Genomic DNA, 17,549 nt, shown 5'->3' with positions numbered 1-17,549 from the left:
ATTAACGAGAAAAGGGCGATCGTGAGGCAACAAATTGAGCCAAATCTTCTGGGTGGTTGATGTTAACAAACAACTCAGGATTGTCACTAAAATCTATCCGCTCCGCTTGCATGTTACGGAAAAATAAACCCACTTTACGTTCTCCTTGACGTAAAAACTCTTCCAATTTAGATTGAATCGAACGTCTAATTAAGCAAAAAACAGGTTGAACATGTTCGCCATCGAACGCCACCAACACATCTGATTCTGTGTCTGTTGCGGACACCATCTTCTCCACATACTGAAGAGGAATGTTAGGACTATCACAGGGTATAACGGCAATCCACTCCGTTTTAGTATGCATTAATGCAGCAAGCATCCCAGACAACGGCCCTTGAAACTGATCATTTAAATCCGTCACAACTTCAGCATATTTTTGATAGGTGGCAATATTTCGATTGGCATTAATTAACAAATACTCACTGCGATTTTCTGCCAAGATCTGTCTTTGTAACTCATTAACAATTAGTTCAACTAAACAAGAATCACCGACCTTCAGTAATCCTTTGTCTTGCCCAGACATTCTCTGGCCTCTACCGCCAGCTAAAATAACCCACGTTATACTTTGTGGTTTATCACTTATCAATACTTTCTCCTAGACGCGAATAGTCGAGATATTTGGCGAGCATTTATAACAAATAATCACGTAATGCATAGCAAAATTTTAGGAATATAGTGACAAAAAATACTCACTGAGACAAAATGTCGCATATTGACGGCTAACCGAAGCGAATTATGTCAAATTCAATAGAACCAGGCCAATACAATACCTTTTCTGTCTTAATCGTTGATGACGAAAAAGACATGCAACATATTCTGCGAAAAGCACTCAGTTTATATTTTACCCGTGTCGATTGTGCTGGCTCAGTAGAAGAAGGGGAAGCACTTCGCAACCATCAACATTATGATCTGGTTATATTGGACATTAACTTACCGGGTCGTTCAGGAATTGAATGGGTTGAGGTGTTTGAGAATAAAAGTAGACCTGTTGATGTTATCTTTATCACAGGCTACGCCACCGTAGATACCGCAATCTCAGCATTAAAGCTCGGCGCAACAGACTTTATTCTCAAACCTTTCAATCTAGACCAAATTCTTACTTCGGTAGATCGATGCATGAAACGGCATTTAGAACAGAGAAAGAGTAAAGCACTATCTAGAGAAATAAACCAACATATCAACCAAGAAATTGTTGGAAATTCCGATAAAACAAAAGCTCTCAAACAAGTTGTTAGCCAGTATGCTCCTTCGAAAGCACCAGTGTTAATCGAAGGGGAGTCGGGAACAGGTAAATCCTTGATTGCTCGAACTTTACACAATAAAAGTGGCCGAAATGGACCATTCGTAACCGTAAGTTGCTCAATGTATCCCAACCAAAGTTTAGAGAAAGAGCTCTTTGGGAATGGAGGCGTCGACGAAGGCCTCATCCGACTCGCGAACAACGGAACGCTGTTTTTGGATGAAATCGATTCGATGTCATTGGATCTGCAAGGCCTGTTGTTGCGAGTATTAGAACAAAAGATTATCCGCCCAATGGGAAGCAATATCGATATCGCTATCGATGTTCGTATTATTGCAGCAACCAGCAACTCGCTTCAAACCTTGATCGACACAAACAAGTTTCGCAGCGATCTCTACTATCGGTTAGCGGTACTAAAGATCGACTCACCACCATTAAAGCAGAGAAAAGCCGACCTTATCGAGCTAACGCCATACTTCACCCAGCTATTGTGCTGTCAACTGTCCCTTCCTGTACCTCCGTGGATTAACCAATACAGTGAAGAAATGCAAAACCATGAATGGCCGGGAAATATTCGAGAACTACGAAATTTAATCGAACGATGTTTATTACTCAATAAATCACCAAGCCAATATTGGCAAGACTTGCAAAACCGCGGCATTCCAAACAACGGTGTTGTACTTTCTGTGTCTCACGCAGATTACTCTCCCGATTTAACCGTTAACCAACAAGAAGTGGGCTACCCTGAAGACTGGGCTCTTAAAGATATTGAACGAGCGCATATACTGAAAGTAATGAAATTTAATGAAGGGAATAAATCAGCAGCAGCTCGCGAATTGGGCGTTTCACGAAAAACGTTAGAACGAAAATTCAAAGAATGGCAAGCGGAAGAAGAGAACACTCGTGACTAAATGGGATAGAGCTTTAATTCGGTTAAGACAATTCCGCCAAACGGTAAGGTATCGCTTATTAGTACTTACATCTGCGCCAATTCTAATTACGATAGTCGCATTGGTTATCATCAGCCTTTATTGGTCGGTTCACTACACTTGGCAGAATACCTTACAAAGTGTATCTGAACGATTAAGAGTGGCTCGAAGTAGCGTGACATTTCTATTGAGTGAGCAAGACCTAAAACTCAATACTCTGGCTAGCTCATACCAGTTAAATGAATTGCTCAATAAGACCACAGATACCGAGGAAATTAACCGTTGGCTTGCACAACCTCGTAACCGTGGCGAATTTGACTTCATTCGTTACTACCCAAAAACCCAAGCTATCGTTCAAGGGCAAACCGCTCAACTGGGTACGTATTTTTCAGTTCTCGACGCAGGAACTCTTGCCGACATGAACGTTGCCCTTTTGCAGCAAGCTCAAATAGAGATAGTTGATGAACATACAATAGAAACCCGAGCGTTAGTTACTCGAACCTTGGTTCCCATTTACCGCCATGAAAACCAGTTAATCGGCTACCTAGATGCCGGAGTATTACTCAATCACAAATCTCAGTTGGTCGATAATATCCGAGACTTAATCTACCCATCACATTATGACAGCACTCGTCCAAATGGCACGGTTACCTTTTTTCTTGATAATATTCGAGTCAGCACCAATATTTCGTTAGCGTCAGAAAATGGTTACGATACGCGAGCGGTTGGTACCAAGGTATCACCGGAGGTCTATGAACACGTCGTATTAAAAGGACAAGAATGGGTGAATCTCACTCGCGTTATTGACCGCTGGTTTATCACAGCTTATCAGCCACTTTACGACTATAACGACGCCATTATTGGCATGCTTTATACAGGCTACCCAATGTGGCCAGTGCTGAAGCTCTACTTAACTCATATTATTGAAATAGGCATTTTTGCTATTTTACTATTAGGCATCTCAGGAATTGCAGTGTATCGCTCTGCACGATCACTATTCCGCCCAATCGAACAAATATCGAGAGTGGTCAATGCCGTTCAAACGGGGAAAGCATCACGAATCGGATCTCTCGGCCTCAACTCCGACAACGAACTAAGCCAACTTGCATTGCAGTTCGACCGAATGCTGGACATCTTGAATTCACAGCAGAAAGAAATCATCGAGTTTGCTAAATCCTTAGAGCGGCAAGTGGATCAACGAACAATAAGCCTCAATGAGAAAAACTTGTTATTAGAGCAGCAACTTCGTCTTCTTGAACAAACTCGAAATAAACTCATTGCCCAAGAAAAGCTGGCCGCTTTAGGTGAACTTACGGCGGGAATAGCACATGAAATAAACAACCCAATCGCCGTGATATTGGGTAACGCCGATCTTATAAAACTCAGTTTGCCATCGCAAAATAATGACTTCGATGACGAGTTACGTTCAATTAGAAAACAAGTCGATCGAATACGCGATATTATACGTAGCCTTCTACAATACAGTAGGAAGAGCGAAACTCAGAGTAGTCGAAGTTTCCCTCAATCGATCAACCCAATCATTGAAGAAAGTGTCACTCTTGTGCGCACTGGCGAAAATAAACGTAATATTACCTTCACTTTTTCTTTAAACGCCAAGCATGATGTGAGTGTCAATCGACACCAGTTGTTGCAAGTTCTTGTCAATCTACAGGTCAACGCCATTCAAGCGATGCAAGGAATAGGGGAAATCACCATTCAATCGTTTAATTGGATTGAAGATGACCACGATAATGGCGTCGCAATTGCGATTACAGATCAAGGTCAGGGGATTTCTCAAGAAAATATAAACCATATCTTTGACCCGTTCTTTACAACAAAAAGTGAAGGAACAGGGTTAGGATTATCCGTTTCTAAGAATCTAATAGATCAAATGGGAGGGGAAATCCAAGTGACGTCAACAAGTGAGCAAACAACCTTTACTATCTTTATTCCAACCAACTCGAACTGACACCAGTTGCACCAAAAATTAACCACACCAATCGAAAGCCTTTGCTCCATTATCGTGAAAAAGCATCAATTTAGTGCATTGACATCTAAAAGAGATTCTAAGCCTTCATTCTAAAAGCACTATCCAAAGAACACTTAAATTATTACTTATCAAAAAGTTAAACTTCAAATTGCTAAAGAAAAATCCTAAAACTCTCTTTTGGATCAATTATTGCTTAATTGCAAAAAACTAAAACACTAATCCCCATAATTGGGCAATTTTATTTTTTAGCACACCATTAGTGCAAACACTGGAGATCATCGAGAATGAGTGACAAGGTAAGTCAAGTTCACGGGGCAATACAGACGCTAACGCAAAGTTCTGACACCCTATTTTTACTACTGGGCGCCATTATGGTGTTTTTAATGCATGCTGGATTTGCATTTTTAGAAGTTGGTACGGTTCGTAAAAAGAACCAGGTTAACGCATTGGTTAAAATATTAGCTGACTTCGGTGTGTCTGCGATTGCCTACTTCTTTATTGGCTACTGGATCGCATATGGTGGAACCTTTTTTGCTGACGCCGAAACATTATCGCAAGGTAATGGATATGAATTAGTTAAATTCTTCTTCCTATTAACCTTTGCCGCTGCCATACCAGCAATCGTATCTGGCGGTATCGCTGAACGAGCGCGTTTTTATCCCATTCTGTTTGCAACGTTATTTACGGTTGGCTTTGTCTATCCTTTCTTCGAGGGTATCATCTGGAACGGAAACTATGGTGTTCAAAGTTGGTTTGAATCTTCTTTTGGTGCGGGATTCCATGATTTTGCTGGATCGGTCGTTGTTCATGGAGTTGGCGGTTGGATCGCTCTAGTTGCTGTTCTCTTTTTGGGGATGCGTAAAGGGCGAGTTCGTGCAGGTAAACATACTAACTTCGCACCATCGAATATTCCGTTTCTTGCGCTAGGTGCCTGGATTTTATCGGTAGGTTGGTTCGGATTTAATGTTATGTCGGCTCAAACCTTAAATGGTATTAGTGGCTTGGTTGCAATGAACTCATTAATGGCGATGGTCGGTGGTATTCTTACCGCATTAATCGTCGGCAGAAATGACCCTGGTTTTATTCACAACGGCCCATTAGCTGGCCTAGTTGCCGTTTGTGCTGGGTCTGATGTTATGCACCCAATAGGCGCATTAATTACTGGTGTTGTCGCTGGCGCGATGTTTGTTTGGGTATTTACATTCTTGCAAAATAAAACCCGAATTGACGATGTATTGGGCGTATGGCCATTGCATGGATTATGTGGTGCATGGGGTGGTGTTGCTGCCGGAATCTTTGGTCAACAAGCGCTAGGTGGGCTGGGTGGTGTTAGCCTCACCGTACAAATCTTAGGAACGATCCTAGGCATCGCCGTCGCACTTATTGGTGCTTTCCTGGTGTATGGAATATTGAATAAATTCACAGGTCTTCGTATGTCAGAAGAAGAAGAGTTTAAAGGTGCCGATCTTGTGATTCACAAGATATCAGCAACAAATGAAGAATAATTAACTCAATCACGTTAATAAAAGCGAGCTTAATGCTCGCTTTTTTAATGAGCTCACAAAACCCCAATACTTTTTATCAAGTTAAGACTTATGTCTAAGGTTCTACCATTCAGACGATGCATAATCGATGTTATGCTAATTTAAAATAAAATCGTCGAGATGCAGGTATGAAACAAAAATACAATAATATCGTTATCCTCACTGGTGCTGGTATCTCAGCAGAATCTGGTATTCAAACTTTTCGAGCTCAAGATGGACTTTGGGAAAATCATCGAATTGAAGATGTTGCGACCCCTGAAGGGTTCGAAGCGAATCCTGAATTAGTGCTCGAGTTCTACAATCAGCGACGCCATAAACTCCAATCTCCCGACATATTACCCAACGCTGCCCATATAGCACTCGGACAACTTGAAGCTGAGCTCAATGGCTCCGTTACCGTTATTACACAGAATATTGATAACCTACACGAGCGTGGTGGAACAAAGAATATTGTCCATATGCATGGAGAGCTATTAAAGTCGCGCTGTAGTGAATCTAATCAGGTTGTTGAACAACTCGGCGACATCCATAAAGATGACTTATGTCACTGTTGTCAATTTCCAAATTTAATGCGCCCACACATTGTATGGTTTGGAGAAATGCCATTACGAATGGGGGATATTTATGATGCTGTCGAACACGCCGACTTGTTTGTTTCAATCGGTACATCTGGTGTCGTTTATCCCGCAGCTGGACTCGTTCATGACGCACGAATGCACGGGGCACACACTATCGAAATCAACATTGAACCTAGCGCAGTTGATAGCGAGTTTGCCGAACATCGACAAGGAAAAGCAAGCATCGAAGTACCTAAGTTAGTCAATGAAATATTGGGTATATCAGCCTAAATGGCCTCTTGTTACCAACGACTGAGTACGTATCAATTTGTAAGTAATTAATACTCAATACGATAATGACAAGTATTCCATTCAGACTTAGTGCCAAATCCGGTATAATTAACCAAATTTTATAATTCAGTATCGGTAGTGACAATGTCACGATAGGAAAGTATGTCAGATAACATTGAAAAAGAATTCCTTCTCGGTGGTAGCATTGATAAGGCATTAAAGGGCGAAAGCGAACTTAAAGTAAATGCCGTAATACGTGAATCTTTCTCACTAACAGTCAAAAACTTCATCGGTTTTACCCCTGCAATTGTGACTTTTATTGCGGTAACGTTTGTTGCGTTTATGATTACACTTAATGTGCTCGGTTATTCATTAAGCGACATAACCTTAATCGCAACGAATCCAGAAGCACTCACTATCGAATTGATAGAAGCTTGCTTTATTGCCGTTTTTAGCGCTGAAGTAATATGTTCTCCGCTTTTCGCCGGGATAAGCTTAATGGCAATGAGCCAGTCTGCAGGACTAAAGACTGGCTTTGCGACGTTATTGAAAGGATTTCAATATACCGTTCCGATTATTATTGTAACACTGCTCAATCTAATCATTCAGGCTATTTCCAGCTCTCTATTTGGGCCTCTTTCATTTTATTTCTCATTGGCCTTTGCTCACTCCATATTATTGATCTGTGAAAAACGCGTGTTGCCACATAATGCCTTGCTGATTTCACTTAAAGCGACCAATAAAAAGCTCTTTCCTTTATGTATTTTGTTTACCATTGGGACTATTTTATTAGTGATGGCCTTGATGACGGGTGGTATAGGGTTAATTTTCATTCTACCTTTCTACATGCATCTTAAAGGCACAATCTATCGTAACCTGTTTGGTATAAAATTGATGATTGTTTCAAAATCGGATAGCCAAGAAAAGTCACAAGTTTTTAACGCCTAAACGCTCTATGACCGTTAAGGTATTCCCTAGACATGGTTTATGTTATGTCACAAAAAACATTCAATTTTGTGACATAACGACACTCCCATACTGGGTACTATAATCACTCTATTAGCATCTTTAATTAATACATTGAGAAGTCCAGAATGAACAAAAAAACACTTGGTTGGTTATTACTTTTATGTGGGACTATCTCTTCAGCTCCCGCCATATCAGGCCAGCATGTATATATGTTTCATTATTCCAACTTTTATAATCAGCTAAAGCACAATAGTGAGCTAGATCATCCAGATGTTCGAGTTGGATTGTTTTTTATCGAGCAGGACACGCGTCAAGCATGTCACCTTGCAGACGCTCGTTTAGAGCATAAAAAACATAACGAAACGATAGAAGTATATTCTACCGGCGAAGTAGAACTGCCTATTGATACAAACCTAAAGAAACTGAACCCATTACTTTACATCACCTCGGTCTCTGATGAGCCTTGTGATATTTCAATGAAAGTGTTGGCACGAGAACCACTTAGTGAAGCCGTTTCAATTGAACACCTATCATCTCTATCCGCACAGATGCAAACCTTACTCACTCAGTTAAGTGGCAGTATCGGAAAATGGTTTACACCAGAAGTAAATGGCATTCGATTGGAGTTCCCGACATTTGAGTCTGGTTTTTTAGTTACAAGCCAAGGTGAAGAGATCGAAGTTATTAATCACAAAGCAAATATCGTTCCTTCCGATTACGACTTAAACGACACAATTACGCTTCCAGAGCAAACGAAAAACATCACACCGATCGTGTTATCTCCGCAGAAGTAACTCTTTTTCGGAACAACATCGTTTTTCGTCATATAGATTATCGATATGGTAATTTGTCATCCCAAAACTCTCCAACGTCATAAGTGGAGAGTTTTTAAGTTTTAGCCATTAACCAACATCAGGATACCCTAAAGTTCCGTTATTAATAGGGAAGATCATGACTTGCGTGAAAGTGATGTACAGGGCCATGTCCTTTGCCAATATCAAGTTTATCGGCGTGAATCAGCGCATGGGTGAGGTAATCTTTAGCTTTTTGAATAGCGCTGGCCAGTGAGAAGCCTTGAGCCATATAGCTAGCAATAGCCGATGACAGCGTACAACCGGTACCATGAGTATTGTTTGTATCAATCATAGGCCCCGTAAATGTTGTTACTTGATTCTCATAAATTAAATAATCAATACAATCATTGGTCTCGTGTTTGATGTGCCCACCTTTAAGAAGAACAGCTTTTGTTGGTAAGGTTTTTAAGTTCTCAATCATTTGTTCCAATTCTAACTTGTCATTCGGAACAGGCAAATTTACGAGTGCAGCGGCTTCAGCCAAGTTAGGCGTAAGTAAATCGGCTAGGGGAAGCAAATCTGAGATTAGCGTATTAACCGCCGAGTTTTCTAACAATAAATCGCCACTCGTGGCGACCATCACTGGATCGATAATTAAATTTTGTACTGATTGGCGTGATAGTGTACTGGCAACAGATTTGATAATGACACTGTCACTTAACATTCCCACTTTGATTGCTTTAATATCGAAATCTAAGAATAGGGCATCGAGTTGTTGTTCTACGAAGCTTGCTGAGACAGAATATATACCCGTAACACCCAGGCTATTTTGTGCAGTAAGAGCTGTAATGGCGGAACACGCGTAACCTCCAGTGGCCGAAATAGCTTTGATATCGGCTTGAATACCAGCACCACCACCGCTGTCTGAGCCTGCGATGGTCAGAACAATTGGGATTGCGTGTTCGAATGTCATTTGAGCTCCTCAACAAAACGTTAAGGAATAACAGCCGCTAACCGGAAACAATGCAAACTACGCCCACATAGTAACGATATAAAGACTTTAGTTCCCTACGTCAGTATTAACTGAATCAGGTTCTACGGGTCCCATTAATAATGGTCTCAGCCTTAGGTTATTCAACCTTGGCTCCCCGACTAATAATGTAATGATGAGCTTAAGTAGCTCAGTTACGGATTAGAGTGTAACAAATCAAGTTACCATCACAAAAGTAATTAGATGTTTGTTACATCCAATATTAATTTTGGATCCACTTCTGTCACTATATCTTCATCAACCATCTCAATTGATGAAGGTAACTCTTCTTTGTCAAAACCAATATCTCCACCGTTAATCACTCCAGAATCACGGTCGATGGATTTAAAATCAAACAACTCATGATCGGCTAAATGACTCGGGACAACATTTTGCATTGCGCGAAACATACTCTCAATTCTCCCAGGAAATTGCTTATCCCAACCATTGAGCATTTGTTTAATGTTTTGTCTTTGTAGATTAGGTTGTGACCCACATAGGTTACACGGGATTACCGGAAAATCTTGTTGATCAGAGTACTTGATAATGTCTTTCTCGCGACAATAAGCGAGTGGCCTGATAACGACGTGCTCACCATTATCGGACACTAACTTAGGAGGCATCCCTTTTAGCTTCCCACCATAAAACATATTTAGCATCATGGTTTCAATGATGTCATCTCGGTGATGTCCTAAGGCGATTTTAGTAACGTTAAGCTCTTTAGCTGTACGGTACAAAATACCACGTCGTAAGCGCGAACAGAGCGAACAGGTTGTTTTCCCTTCGGGGATCTTATCTTGCACAATCGAGTAAGTATCTTCTTCAACAATCCTATACTCGACGCCCAATTCTTCGAGATATTGTGGAAGAATATGGTCTGGGAAACCGGGCTGCTTTTGATCCAAATTGACCGCAACTAGTGAAAAAGAAACGGGGGCAATCTTTTGCAAACTCATTAAGATGTCTAACATCGTATAACTATCTTTGCCACCAGACAAACACACCATAATACGATCACCATCTTCAATCATATTGAAATCAGCGATCGCCTGACCCGTAAAACGCCTTAAACGTTTCTTTAATTTATTGAAGTTGTACCGCTGGGATTGTGTTAATTCTTGGTTACGCTCTGTCATACTGTTACTCAATGAAAGGGTGAATCAAATAAACTGCGTATAATACGGATAATTTTGTCAGATACCAATTTAAATCATCAAGGAAAAACGCTTTACCCAAATAAAAAAGGCCCCAAGTCTTAAACTCGGAGCCTAGTTTAAATCGTGCCAATTCGTTAACGTGAATTAGCGGGATCAAGTGGACTAATATAACCTTCTGGTTTTAGTGCTAAAATATCGCAGTTAATCTTATCAATGACATGCTCAGCCGTATTTCCTATAAATACTGCCGATAAACCCGATCGTCCGGTCGTTCCTAAAATAACCATTGCGGCATCAAGTGTTTCTACAATCTCTGGGATAACTTCTTCTGGTAAACCTTCCTCTACGATGACATGCTCTTTATCGATATCATTCTGCTGACGTAGTTCTTCCATAGACTTGGTGTAATGAGCTTTAACGGCATCGTTATATGCACTAGGATCAAACTCTGGAAGCTCGATACTAATTGTCATAGGAGTACGAGGATAAGCGGTAACAAGATAAGGCTTAGCGTTAAAGCGTTCACTAACATTTAGTACACGCTCAACAATTTTATCATTTAAAGTAGAATGAGCATCACTTTCGCCTCCAACGTGAATCGAAGCAATGATATTTGCATTGGCCGGTCCTTGACTATGTTTTGCTAATAACACGGGAGCAGGGCATTTACGTAGCAAGTGCCAATCTGTTGGTGTGAATATAACAGATTCTAACATCGCGTGTTTACGAGTCCCTTTGATTAGCAGATCATGACCCCCAGAAAACAGCTCAGAAAGAATCGCTTCATAAGGTCGATGATGCCAAACCACCTTAACTTCTAGTTCGACATTCTCCATCAAATAGGGCTGCGCCAACTTCTCTAACCACAACCGTCTTTGCTTTATTACTCCTCGACGCATTGCTTCGCGATCGTCAGTGGAGAGCATGGATGTCATATCATAAGAAAAATCGTAAATGGTAAGAAATAAAGTAATGTGGCTAATTTTGGAACTTTGCTTAGCCAATTGCATAGCTCGAGCCAAAGCTATTTGTTCATCATGATTGATGTCGGCGACAACTAAGATCTTAGTATAAATACTCATAGCGCTTTCCCTCACATTTGGGTGCCTAAGTAAATATTAACTAAAAATAATCGAGGGTATAAATAAAAAGGTGGGAACTATGATGTGGCTCAAAAACAAGCCACATCAAAAGTCTGTATTTTAAGAATCAGCTGAGACACCAGCGAGTTCGCTTAAAGCAGGTTGGTCGAGAATAGTGATGTACTTACCTTTTACGCTCAAAATTTCAGATTTTTGAAAACGTCCTAGTAAACGACTGATCGTTTCTACGGTTAAGCCTAAGTAATTACCAATATCGCCACGAGTCATGGTCAAACGAAATTCTCTTGGACTAAATCCGCGTTGAGAAAAACGAGCGGATAAGTTATATAAAAATGCAGCTAAACGCTCTTCAGCATTCTTCTTCGACAATAACAAAATCATCTCTTGATCGCCTTTGATTTCATTACTCATCAAACGCATAATTTGCTGGCGTAGCTTAGGCATTTTTCCAGAAAGATCGTCTAAGATTTCATATGGAATTTCACACACCATTGATGTTTCAAGTGCTTGTGCAAAGCTTGGGTGGGAGTCACCAGTAATAGCATCAAAACCAACAAGATCACCAGCGAGATGAAAAGCAGTAATTTGCTCATCGCCTTGTTCAGTGATGGTGTAGCTTTTGATCGTTCCGGAACGAATAGCATAGAGTGATTTCAAATCATCCCCAGCTTTAAACAACTCTTGTCCCTTTTGAATCGGCTTTTTACGCTCTATAATCTGATCTAATTGGTCTAGTTCAGTCTCATTTAACGTAAAAGGAATACAAAGTTGGCTAATACTGCAATCCTGACAATGAATTGCACATCCTCCGGATTGAATTCGCTTCGCTGCTTGTTTATCTGAAATCATAACAACCTTTCACTATATTGATATACATCAATATTTTACCATCGCTTAATAATAATGCCTAGATAAATAACATTCGCCAAATCAATAATCTATATAAAATATTATAAAAGTGAGAGCGAAGTATATAAAATGTATCCTCCATAGAGAACGATCATAAATCCGGACGAAACACGAAAGATAGGTGAAGCTGATATCTTAGACATGATCGTGGTGCTACTAGCCATTAAAACCATCGATGGTAACGTGCCAAATCCAAAAAAAAGCATAATTAATCCACCACTTACACCATTTCCTGAAGCTAACGACCAAGTTAGCATCGAATATACGAGACCACATGGTAGCCATCCCCATAAGAAACCCAGAGGTAAAGCGTACCAAGGTTTTTTAAGTGGAATGAGTTGGCGTGCAACTGGAGAGATAAACTTCCATATATGCTGACCTAACGATTCGATTTTTTGAATACCAAACCAGGCTCGAGCAAGATATAACCCGAGCATAATTAAAATTATTCCCGATAGTATTCGCATCCATCCTAGCATTTGATTTAGCTGTGAAAGTTCTATTAAGGAATACGCTATTGAACCCAGTAATGCTCCCATTAGGGTATAACTTGTTAATCGACCGATATTATACAAAGCAATAACAAAAGGAAGTTGTTGTTTATTCGAGCACGTTGAACCAAGTAGCGCACTAATTCCGCCACACATGCCAAAACAGTGAGCTGAACTGACAACACCGATCAACGCTGCAGCAAATAATTCATCAATCATCTTTCTGCTTTGCCTGTGAATCTTGTTTTGTCGAGTCCGGAGAATCGTCATCGAACAACACGTTGTGGCCATGCCGTTCTAGGTCGTCGAATTGATCCGATTTTACCGCCCAAAGAAAAATAGCAATAGCGATCGCTACAAAGACAATTGCTATGGGAATTAATATGTAAATACTTTCCATTGAACACCGCTCTTAATTATTTTTTGGTGCCAGCAAACGAAGCGAATTTGTCACCACGATAATCGAACTAACCGACATGCCAACAACCGCAATATATGGAACTACATAACCTAAAACAGCAAGGGGTAGTACAATAACATTATAGCCCAGCGCCCAAAGTAAATTCTGGGCAATGATCTGGCGAGTACGTTGTGCTAGTTTTCTCGCGGTATGGATTGCTGATAATTTATCGTTAAGAAGAATCAAATCTGATGAGGTTTTTGCCAGATCAGTACCATGCCCCATAGCGATAGAAACATGTGCTTGAGCCAATACCGGGGCATCATTTATTCCATCACCCACCATTAAGGTAACATCGTCATTGGACAAAGAAGCAACATAATCTAATTTATCTTTAGGGGTACAACTGGCTTGCCAATTCTCGATTCCTAACTCTTTGGCAACGGATTCCGCCGTGGTAGCATGATCACCAGTTAACAAGGTCACTTTCATCCCAGATGCCAATGCATCAGCTATAAATGACTGTGCTTCATTTCTAATCGGATCTTGGTAACTGAAACGCGCTATTAACTCACCATTCAAACTTAGATAAAGTGAACTAAATTGGACCTGGCTATTATCACTGCCGGGGGAAACGAAACGCAATGAACCAATTCGTAACATTTGATTTTGATACAGCCCTTCAATACCAAATCCAACGACATTATTAGGCTGCTCAATCTCAATATCAGAATTCACATGTTTATTAAATGCTTGTGCTATCGGGTGATTAGCATATTGCTCAAGAGCGGCAGCTAATTCATAACAACGTCTTTCATCAAATTCTCGATACACTTCCACCGAGGTAATTTCAATCTCGCCCGTCGTTAAGGTACCCGTTTTATCCACAATCAGATGATTGGCTTTGACCAAGGTTTCAAATACGGCGCCTGACTGAATCAATAATCCGGCATTAGAAAATAGGGATGTTGAGCATGTTATTGCGGTAGGAGTGGCAAGAGAAAGGGCACAAGGGCATGTTGCTACTAACACCGACAACATAATCCAAAATGCTTGGTCTGGTTGATGTCCGCTCCAGTAAAACCAAGTAAGGCCAGCAATCACAAGGATAAACCCTACAAAGTAACGAGCAATAACATCGGCAAGAAGCGCAAGTTTGGGTTTGGTCATTTGTGCCTGTTGATGCAACCGAACGATCTGAGCAATAACAGATTCACCTTTTTCAGCTGTCACTCGACATTCAAATGTTTCATGGGTATTGATCGTTCCTGCGTAAACCGCATCATTTACGTGTTTTGCTACTGGTTCAGACTCCCCAGTTAGCATCGATTCATCAACATAAGTTTCGCCAAGTGTAATAACGGCATCTGCTGGAAGGTGTTCACCAATCATAACCCGGATAACATCGCCATCTCGCAGTGATTTCACCGCAACTTGTTCACCTGATACCAATGTTGCAGTAGAAGGAACGAGCTTCATTAAGTTCCCACTTGCAGTGGCTGCTTTGTGTTTTGCTTTTGCCTCTAAATACCGGCCAATTAATAGGAAAAACGTAAACATTGAAACGGATTCGAAATACACTTCTCCTTGTTCAGTAACGGTTGCATGAACACTGGCGCAATACGCAAATAATAATGCTAACGAAACGGGGACATCCATCCCCAAGGTTTTCCCTTTTAAACTTCGCCAAGCATTCATATAAAATGGAAGAGCAGAGTAGAGTAAAACTGGTGTGGCGAAAATTAAACTGACCCATCGAAAGTAAACCTTAAAGGTATCATCAAGGTCACCAAATACCTCAAGATAAAGTGCGAAGGCAAGCATCATAACTTGCATGGTCGCTAAGCCAGCTATCCCTAAACGATAGAGGTACGTTTTCTGCTCACGCTCATTATCTTGCTCTTGTTGATTCGGATCGAAAGGGGCAGCCTTATACCCGAGTTTTAATATTTCAGACAAAATCGTGCTCAATTTCATCTGATTTTCATCCCACTTAATATTGGCTCGATTAGTCGTGGTATTCACCATTACCGAGACAATCCCAGACTGAGACATAAGCCGTTTTTCAATCAACCAAGCGCAAGCGGCACACGTGACACCTTCTACCGTGATCGTTGCCGAACAAACCTCATCATCGCGGAAAACAAAGTCAGATTGGAATTCTTGATCATCAAAACTATTGAACTGGTCTAGTTCTTCAGGAACGATATTCACAGAGCTCGGAAGCTCTGTACGATATTGGTAATAGGAGACTAAACCACTATCAACGATCATTTGCGCTACAGCCTGACACCCTGGGCAACACATGTGACGTTTTTCACCCAAGATATCTACGTTGAATTGGCTATTGTTAGGAACGGGCTCGCCGCAGTGGTAACACGTTTTATCCATTGTTATTTAAGATGGTAGGCGTCGTCGATGGAAAATTCACTTTACCTTGCAGTATCCATTTATTATCAAACGAAGATAGCTTAACAAACCACGGGCCTACGATTTCCGTTTCGGGTTGAATACGGTAGTTACCTTGTGCATCAGCAGAAATCATGAGTTCAATATCTTGGGTTTCTAATGTTCGATGAACAATGTTGACTCTTAAAGCTGGGTACTGTTCTAATTTTCCTTTATCAAGAGTGACAACCAACGTTTGATCCTGACTGTAGACAGAGGCGTTAAGGTTTAGCGCTTTTGCTTCTTGAAGCCGAGTGATATCTTGGTTAATGCCTTTCCCTTCTTTGTAATAATCATCTGAAACAAGGGATACAGCATTTTGAGAAAAAACAACGACAGTAGCCAAGGTCCAAATAATCACAGTACCGGGAAGTATGATTAAAAACCAAGGCCAGAATTGTTTAAACCAGGGTTTTTCCATTTGAGATGCTCTTTATGAAGAATTGAGAAAAATGAAGCAGCACGCTGACGTACTGCTTCATTACTTGTTGCGGCTATTGTGCCTGATTATTGCTTAAACTCCAAACATAAGCAGAGACAACTTGTATTTTGTCTTCGCCTAGAATATCAATCCAAGCAGGCATGACACCTGAGCGTCCATGTAAAACAGTTTGAGTAACTGCATCACGTGAATCGCCAAATAACCAATCTTTATCAGTTAAATCAGGAGCACCAACAGCAGGGTTACCTTTACCATCTGTACCATGACAAGCAGCACAAACAATAAATCGTTTTTTACCTGCAGCGGCATCACGAGCGTTTACAGAACGACCAGATAAGCTCAGTGTATAAGAAACAACTTCTTTCACACCTTGTTCACCTAACGCATCTTTCCAACCCGGCATTTGCCCAATACGGCCATGACGAATAGTTGTTACGATAGCTTCAGGTTCACCACCGTACAACCAAGCGTTATCAGTCAAGTTAGGAAAACCTGTTAACCCACGAGCATCCGAACCATGACACTGTGAACAGTTTTGTAAAAACAAACGTTGTCCAACTTTAACCGCATCAGGGTCCGCTGCAATATCTTTAACAGGTTTAAGGTCATTTGTACCTTCGACGTAAGCTAAGCGCTTAAACGCTTGACCGTAGAATGTTTCAGCCTCATCAAGCTCTCGAGCATACTGATCGAGTATCTTATTACTTTGAGAATTGCTGATTGACGCTTTAGACTCTTCTAATGATATCACGGTTTGATCAGAGCTTGTCCAGCCCAAGACGCCCTTAAACGAACCCATCCCAGGGTAGAGCACTAAATAAATGGCAGTAAATACAAACGTACTAATAAATAGATACACCCACCATTTAGGAAGAGGGTTATTGAGTTCACGAATACCATCGTATTCATGCCCCATATCTGCCCCTTCTTCCACGCCCATTTTATCGCGTAAACACCAAATAAGAACTGCTGCACACCCAAACAATGTCGTGAGGGTAAGAACAATTATCCAGAGACTCCAGAATGTAGTCATTACTTATTCACTCCTTGCTTTTGAGATGCGTTATGCTTTTCTTCATCCGCAAATACTAAGTTTGCAGCTTCATCAAACGATGTTGTACGACGTTTGCTGTATGCCCAAGCGACAATACCAATAAAGCTAACAAACAGTAGAACGGTCCAAATACTGTGTACTGTACCAATATCCATATCGCCT

17 protein-coding genes and 1 riboswitch are annotated in these 17,549 nt (G+C 40.8%); of the genes, 6 read left to right on the top strand and 11 right to left on the bottom strand.

Annotated elements, in window-relative coordinates; all coding sequences use genetic code 11:
• Position 1: 1 nt before the first annotated feature.
• Positions 2-625 carry a molybdenum cofactor guanylyltransferase MobA gene (mobA, locus tag ACWU4D_RS02145; protein ID WP_456049728.1) on the bottom strand — a complete coding sequence of 208 codons (624 nt, stop codon included), beginning with the start codon at positions 623-625 and terminating at the stop codon, positions 2-4.
• Between the two features lie 149 nt (positions 626-774).
• Between mobA and ACWU4D_RS02140 the strand changes: the two genes are divergently transcribed.
• The 6 genes from ACWU4D_RS02140 (at position 775) to ACWU4D_RS02115 (ending at position 8,353) form a co-directional block, all read left to right on the top strand.
• Positions 775-2,190 (top strand): sigma-54-dependent transcriptional regulator, encoded by a 1,416-nt coding sequence (locus ACWU4D_RS02140; protein WP_456049727.1) that lies wholly within the window; start codon positions 775-777, stop codon positions 2,188-2,190.
• The gene (locus tag ACWU4D_RS02135) at positions 2,183-4,177 is read left to right on the top strand and encodes a sensor histidine kinase (protein WP_456049726.1); all 1,995 of its coding nucleotides are present in this window, start codon (positions 2,183-2,185) and stop codon (positions 4,175-4,177) included. The genes ACWU4D_RS02140 and ACWU4D_RS02135 overlap by 8 nt, the downstream gene beginning before the upstream one ends.
• A gap of 305 nt (positions 4,178-4,482) precedes the next feature.
• On the top strand, positions 4,483-5,703 hold the full coding sequence (locus tag ACWU4D_RS02130; protein ID WP_456049725.1) for an ammonium transporter: 1,221 nt from the start codon (positions 4,483-4,485) through the stop codon (positions 5,701-5,703).
• Between the two features lie 167 nt (positions 5,704-5,870).
• Positions 5,871-6,590, top strand: coding sequence for a Sir2 family NAD+-dependent deacetylase (gene cobB / locus ACWU4D_RS02125; protein ID WP_456049724.1), 720 nt, complete (start codon positions 5,871-5,873; stop codon positions 6,588-6,590).
• 162 nt (positions 6,591-6,752) lie between these two features.
• Positions 6,753-7,538: a hypothetical protein gene (locus ACWU4D_RS02120; RefSeq protein ID WP_456049723.1), complete on the top strand. Its 786-nt coding sequence runs from the start codon at positions 6,753-6,755 to the stop codon at positions 7,536-7,538.
• Between the two features lie 146 nt (positions 7,539-7,684).
• The gene (locus tag ACWU4D_RS02115) at positions 7,685-8,353 is read left to right on the top strand and encodes a DUF2987 domain-containing protein (RefSeq protein WP_456049722.1); all 669 of its coding nucleotides are present in this window, start codon (positions 7,685-7,687) and stop codon (positions 8,351-8,353) included.
• A gap of 142 nt (positions 8,354-8,495) precedes the next feature.
• Here the strand turns inward: ACWU4D_RS02115 and thiD are convergent, their stop codons facing one another.
• From thiD to ACWU4D_RS02065, 10 genes are all read right to left on the bottom strand, one after another.
• The gene (gene thiD, locus ACWU4D_RS02110; protein ID WP_456049721.1) at positions 8,496-9,326 is read right to left on the bottom strand and encodes a bifunctional hydroxymethylpyrimidine kinase/phosphomethylpyrimidine kinase; all 831 of its coding nucleotides are present in this window, start codon (positions 9,324-9,326) and stop codon (positions 8,496-8,498) included.
• A gap of 75 nt (positions 9,327-9,401) precedes the next feature.
• Positions 9,402-9,514: riboswitch (TPP riboswitch) on the bottom strand.
• A gap of 69 nt (positions 9,515-9,583) precedes the next feature.
• A complete protein-coding gene (gene ttcA, locus ACWU4D_RS02105) occupies positions 9,584-10,519 on the bottom strand; it encodes a tRNA 2-thiocytidine(32) synthetase TtcA (protein WP_456049720.1) in 936 nt (311 codons plus the stop codon).
• A gap of 155 nt (positions 10,520-10,674) precedes the next feature.
• Positions 10,675-11,622 carry a universal stress protein UspE gene (uspE, locus tag ACWU4D_RS02100; RefSeq protein WP_456049719.1) on the bottom strand — a complete coding sequence of 316 codons (948 nt, stop codon included), beginning with the start codon at positions 11,620-11,622 and terminating at the stop codon, positions 10,675-10,677.
• A 120-nt stretch (positions 11,623-11,742) separates the two neighbouring features.
• Positions 11,743-12,492 (bottom strand): FNR family transcription factor, encoded by a 750-nt coding sequence (locus tag ACWU4D_RS02095; RefSeq protein WP_456049718.1) that lies wholly within the window; start codon positions 12,490-12,492, stop codon positions 11,743-11,745.
• A 101-nt stretch (positions 12,493-12,593) separates the two neighbouring features.
• Positions 12,594-13,262 carry a sulfite exporter TauE/SafE family protein gene (locus tag ACWU4D_RS02090; protein ID WP_456049717.1) on the bottom strand — a complete coding sequence of 223 codons (669 nt, stop codon included), beginning with the start codon at positions 13,260-13,262 and terminating at the stop codon, positions 12,594-12,596.
• A complete protein-coding gene (ccoS, locus tag ACWU4D_RS02085) occupies positions 13,255-13,443 on the bottom strand; it encodes a cbb3-type cytochrome oxidase assembly protein CcoS (RefSeq protein WP_456049716.1) in 189 nt (62 codons plus the stop codon). The genes ACWU4D_RS02090 and ccoS overlap by 8 nt, the downstream gene beginning before the upstream one ends.
• A gap of 12 nt (positions 13,444-13,455) precedes the next feature.
• Positions 13,456-15,834, bottom strand: coding sequence for a heavy metal translocating P-type ATPase (locus ACWU4D_RS02080; protein WP_456049715.1), 2,379 nt, complete (start codon positions 15,832-15,834; stop codon positions 13,456-13,458).
• Positions 15,827-16,312 carry a FixH family protein gene (locus ACWU4D_RS02075; protein WP_456049714.1) on the bottom strand — a complete coding sequence of 162 codons (486 nt, stop codon included), beginning with the start codon at positions 16,310-16,312 and terminating at the stop codon, positions 15,827-15,829. The genes ACWU4D_RS02080 and ACWU4D_RS02075 overlap by 8 nt, the downstream gene beginning before the upstream one ends.
• 73 nt (positions 16,313-16,385) lie before the next feature.
• On the bottom strand, positions 16,386-17,366 hold the full coding sequence (gene ccoP / locus ACWU4D_RS02070) for a cytochrome-c oxidase, cbb3-type subunit III (RefSeq protein WP_456049713.1): 981 nt from the start codon (positions 17,364-17,366) through the stop codon (positions 16,386-16,388).
• Complete coding sequence (locus tag ACWU4D_RS02065; protein WP_456049712.1) at positions 17,366-17,542, bottom strand: cbb3-type cytochrome oxidase subunit 3; 177 nt, start codon at positions 17,540-17,542, stop codon at positions 17,366-17,368. The genes ccoP and ACWU4D_RS02065 overlap by 1 nt, the downstream gene beginning before the upstream one ends.
• Positions 17,543-17,549: the final 7 nt, after the last annotated feature.

It is taken from the genome of Vibrio phycocola, assembly GCF_053850235.1.
The sequence above is the reverse complement of the archived record's forward strand: the minus strand, read 5'-3'. Positions and strand labels throughout refer to the sequence as shown.

What these genes read in the sequence shown, in the direction of transcription:
- ACWU4D_RS02140 (WP_456049727.1), top strand. Translation starts at nt 775, where the DNA reads ATGTCAAATTCAATAGAACCAGGCCAATACAATACCTTTTCTGTCTTA.
- ACWU4D_RS02130 (WP_456049725.1), top strand. Translation starts at nt 4,483, where the DNA reads ATGAGTGACAAGGTAAGTCAAGTTCACGGGGCAATACAGACGCTAACG.
- cobB (WP_456049724.1), top strand. Translation starts at nt 5,871, where the DNA reads ATGAAACAAAAATACAATAATATCGTTATCCTCACTGGTGCTGGTATC.
- ACWU4D_RS02120 (WP_456049723.1), top strand. Translation starts at nt 6,753, where the DNA reads ATGTCAGATAACATTGAAAAAGAATTCCTTCTCGGTGGTAGCATTGAT.
- ACWU4D_RS02115 (WP_456049722.1), top strand. Translation starts at nt 7,685, where the DNA reads ATGAACAAAAAAACACTTGGTTGGTTATTACTTTTATGTGGGACTATC.
- thiD (WP_456049721.1), bottom strand. Translation starts at nt 9,326, where the DNA reads ATGACATTCGAACACGCAATCCCAATTGTTCTGACCATCGCAGGCTCA.
- ttcA (WP_456049720.1), bottom strand. Translation starts at nt 10,519, where the DNA reads ATGACAGAGCGTAACCAAGAATTAACACAATCCCAGCGGTACAACTTC.
- uspE (WP_456049719.1), bottom strand. Translation starts at nt 11,622, where the DNA reads ATGAGTATTTATACTAAGATCTTAGTTGTCGCCGACATCAATCATGAT.
- ACWU4D_RS02095 (WP_456049718.1), bottom strand. Translation starts at nt 12,492, where the DNA reads ATGATTTCAGATAAACAAGCAGCGAAGCGAATTCAATCCGGAGGATGT.
- ACWU4D_RS02090 (WP_456049717.1), bottom strand. Translation starts at nt 13,262, where the DNA reads ATGATTGATGAATTATTTGCTGCAGCGTTGATCGGTGTTGTCAGTTCA.
- ccoS (WP_456049716.1), bottom strand. Translation starts at nt 13,443, where the DNA reads ATGGAAAGTATTTACATATTAATTCCCATAGCAATTGTCTTTGTAGCG.
- ACWU4D_RS02080 (WP_456049715.1), bottom strand. Translation starts at nt 15,834, where the DNA reads ATGGATAAAACGTGTTACCACTGCGGCGAGCCCGTTCCTAACAATAGC.
- ACWU4D_RS02075 (WP_456049714.1), bottom strand. Translation starts at nt 16,312, where the DNA reads ATGGAAAAACCCTGGTTTAAACAATTCTGGCCTTGGTTTTTAATCATA.
- ccoP (WP_456049713.1), bottom strand. Translation starts at nt 17,366, where the DNA reads ATGACTACATTCTGGAGTCTCTGGATAATTGTTCTTACCCTCACGACA.
- ACWU4D_RS02065 (WP_456049712.1), bottom strand. Translation starts at nt 17,542, where the DNA reads ATGGATATTGGTACAGTACACAGTATTTGGACCGTTCTACTGTTTGTT.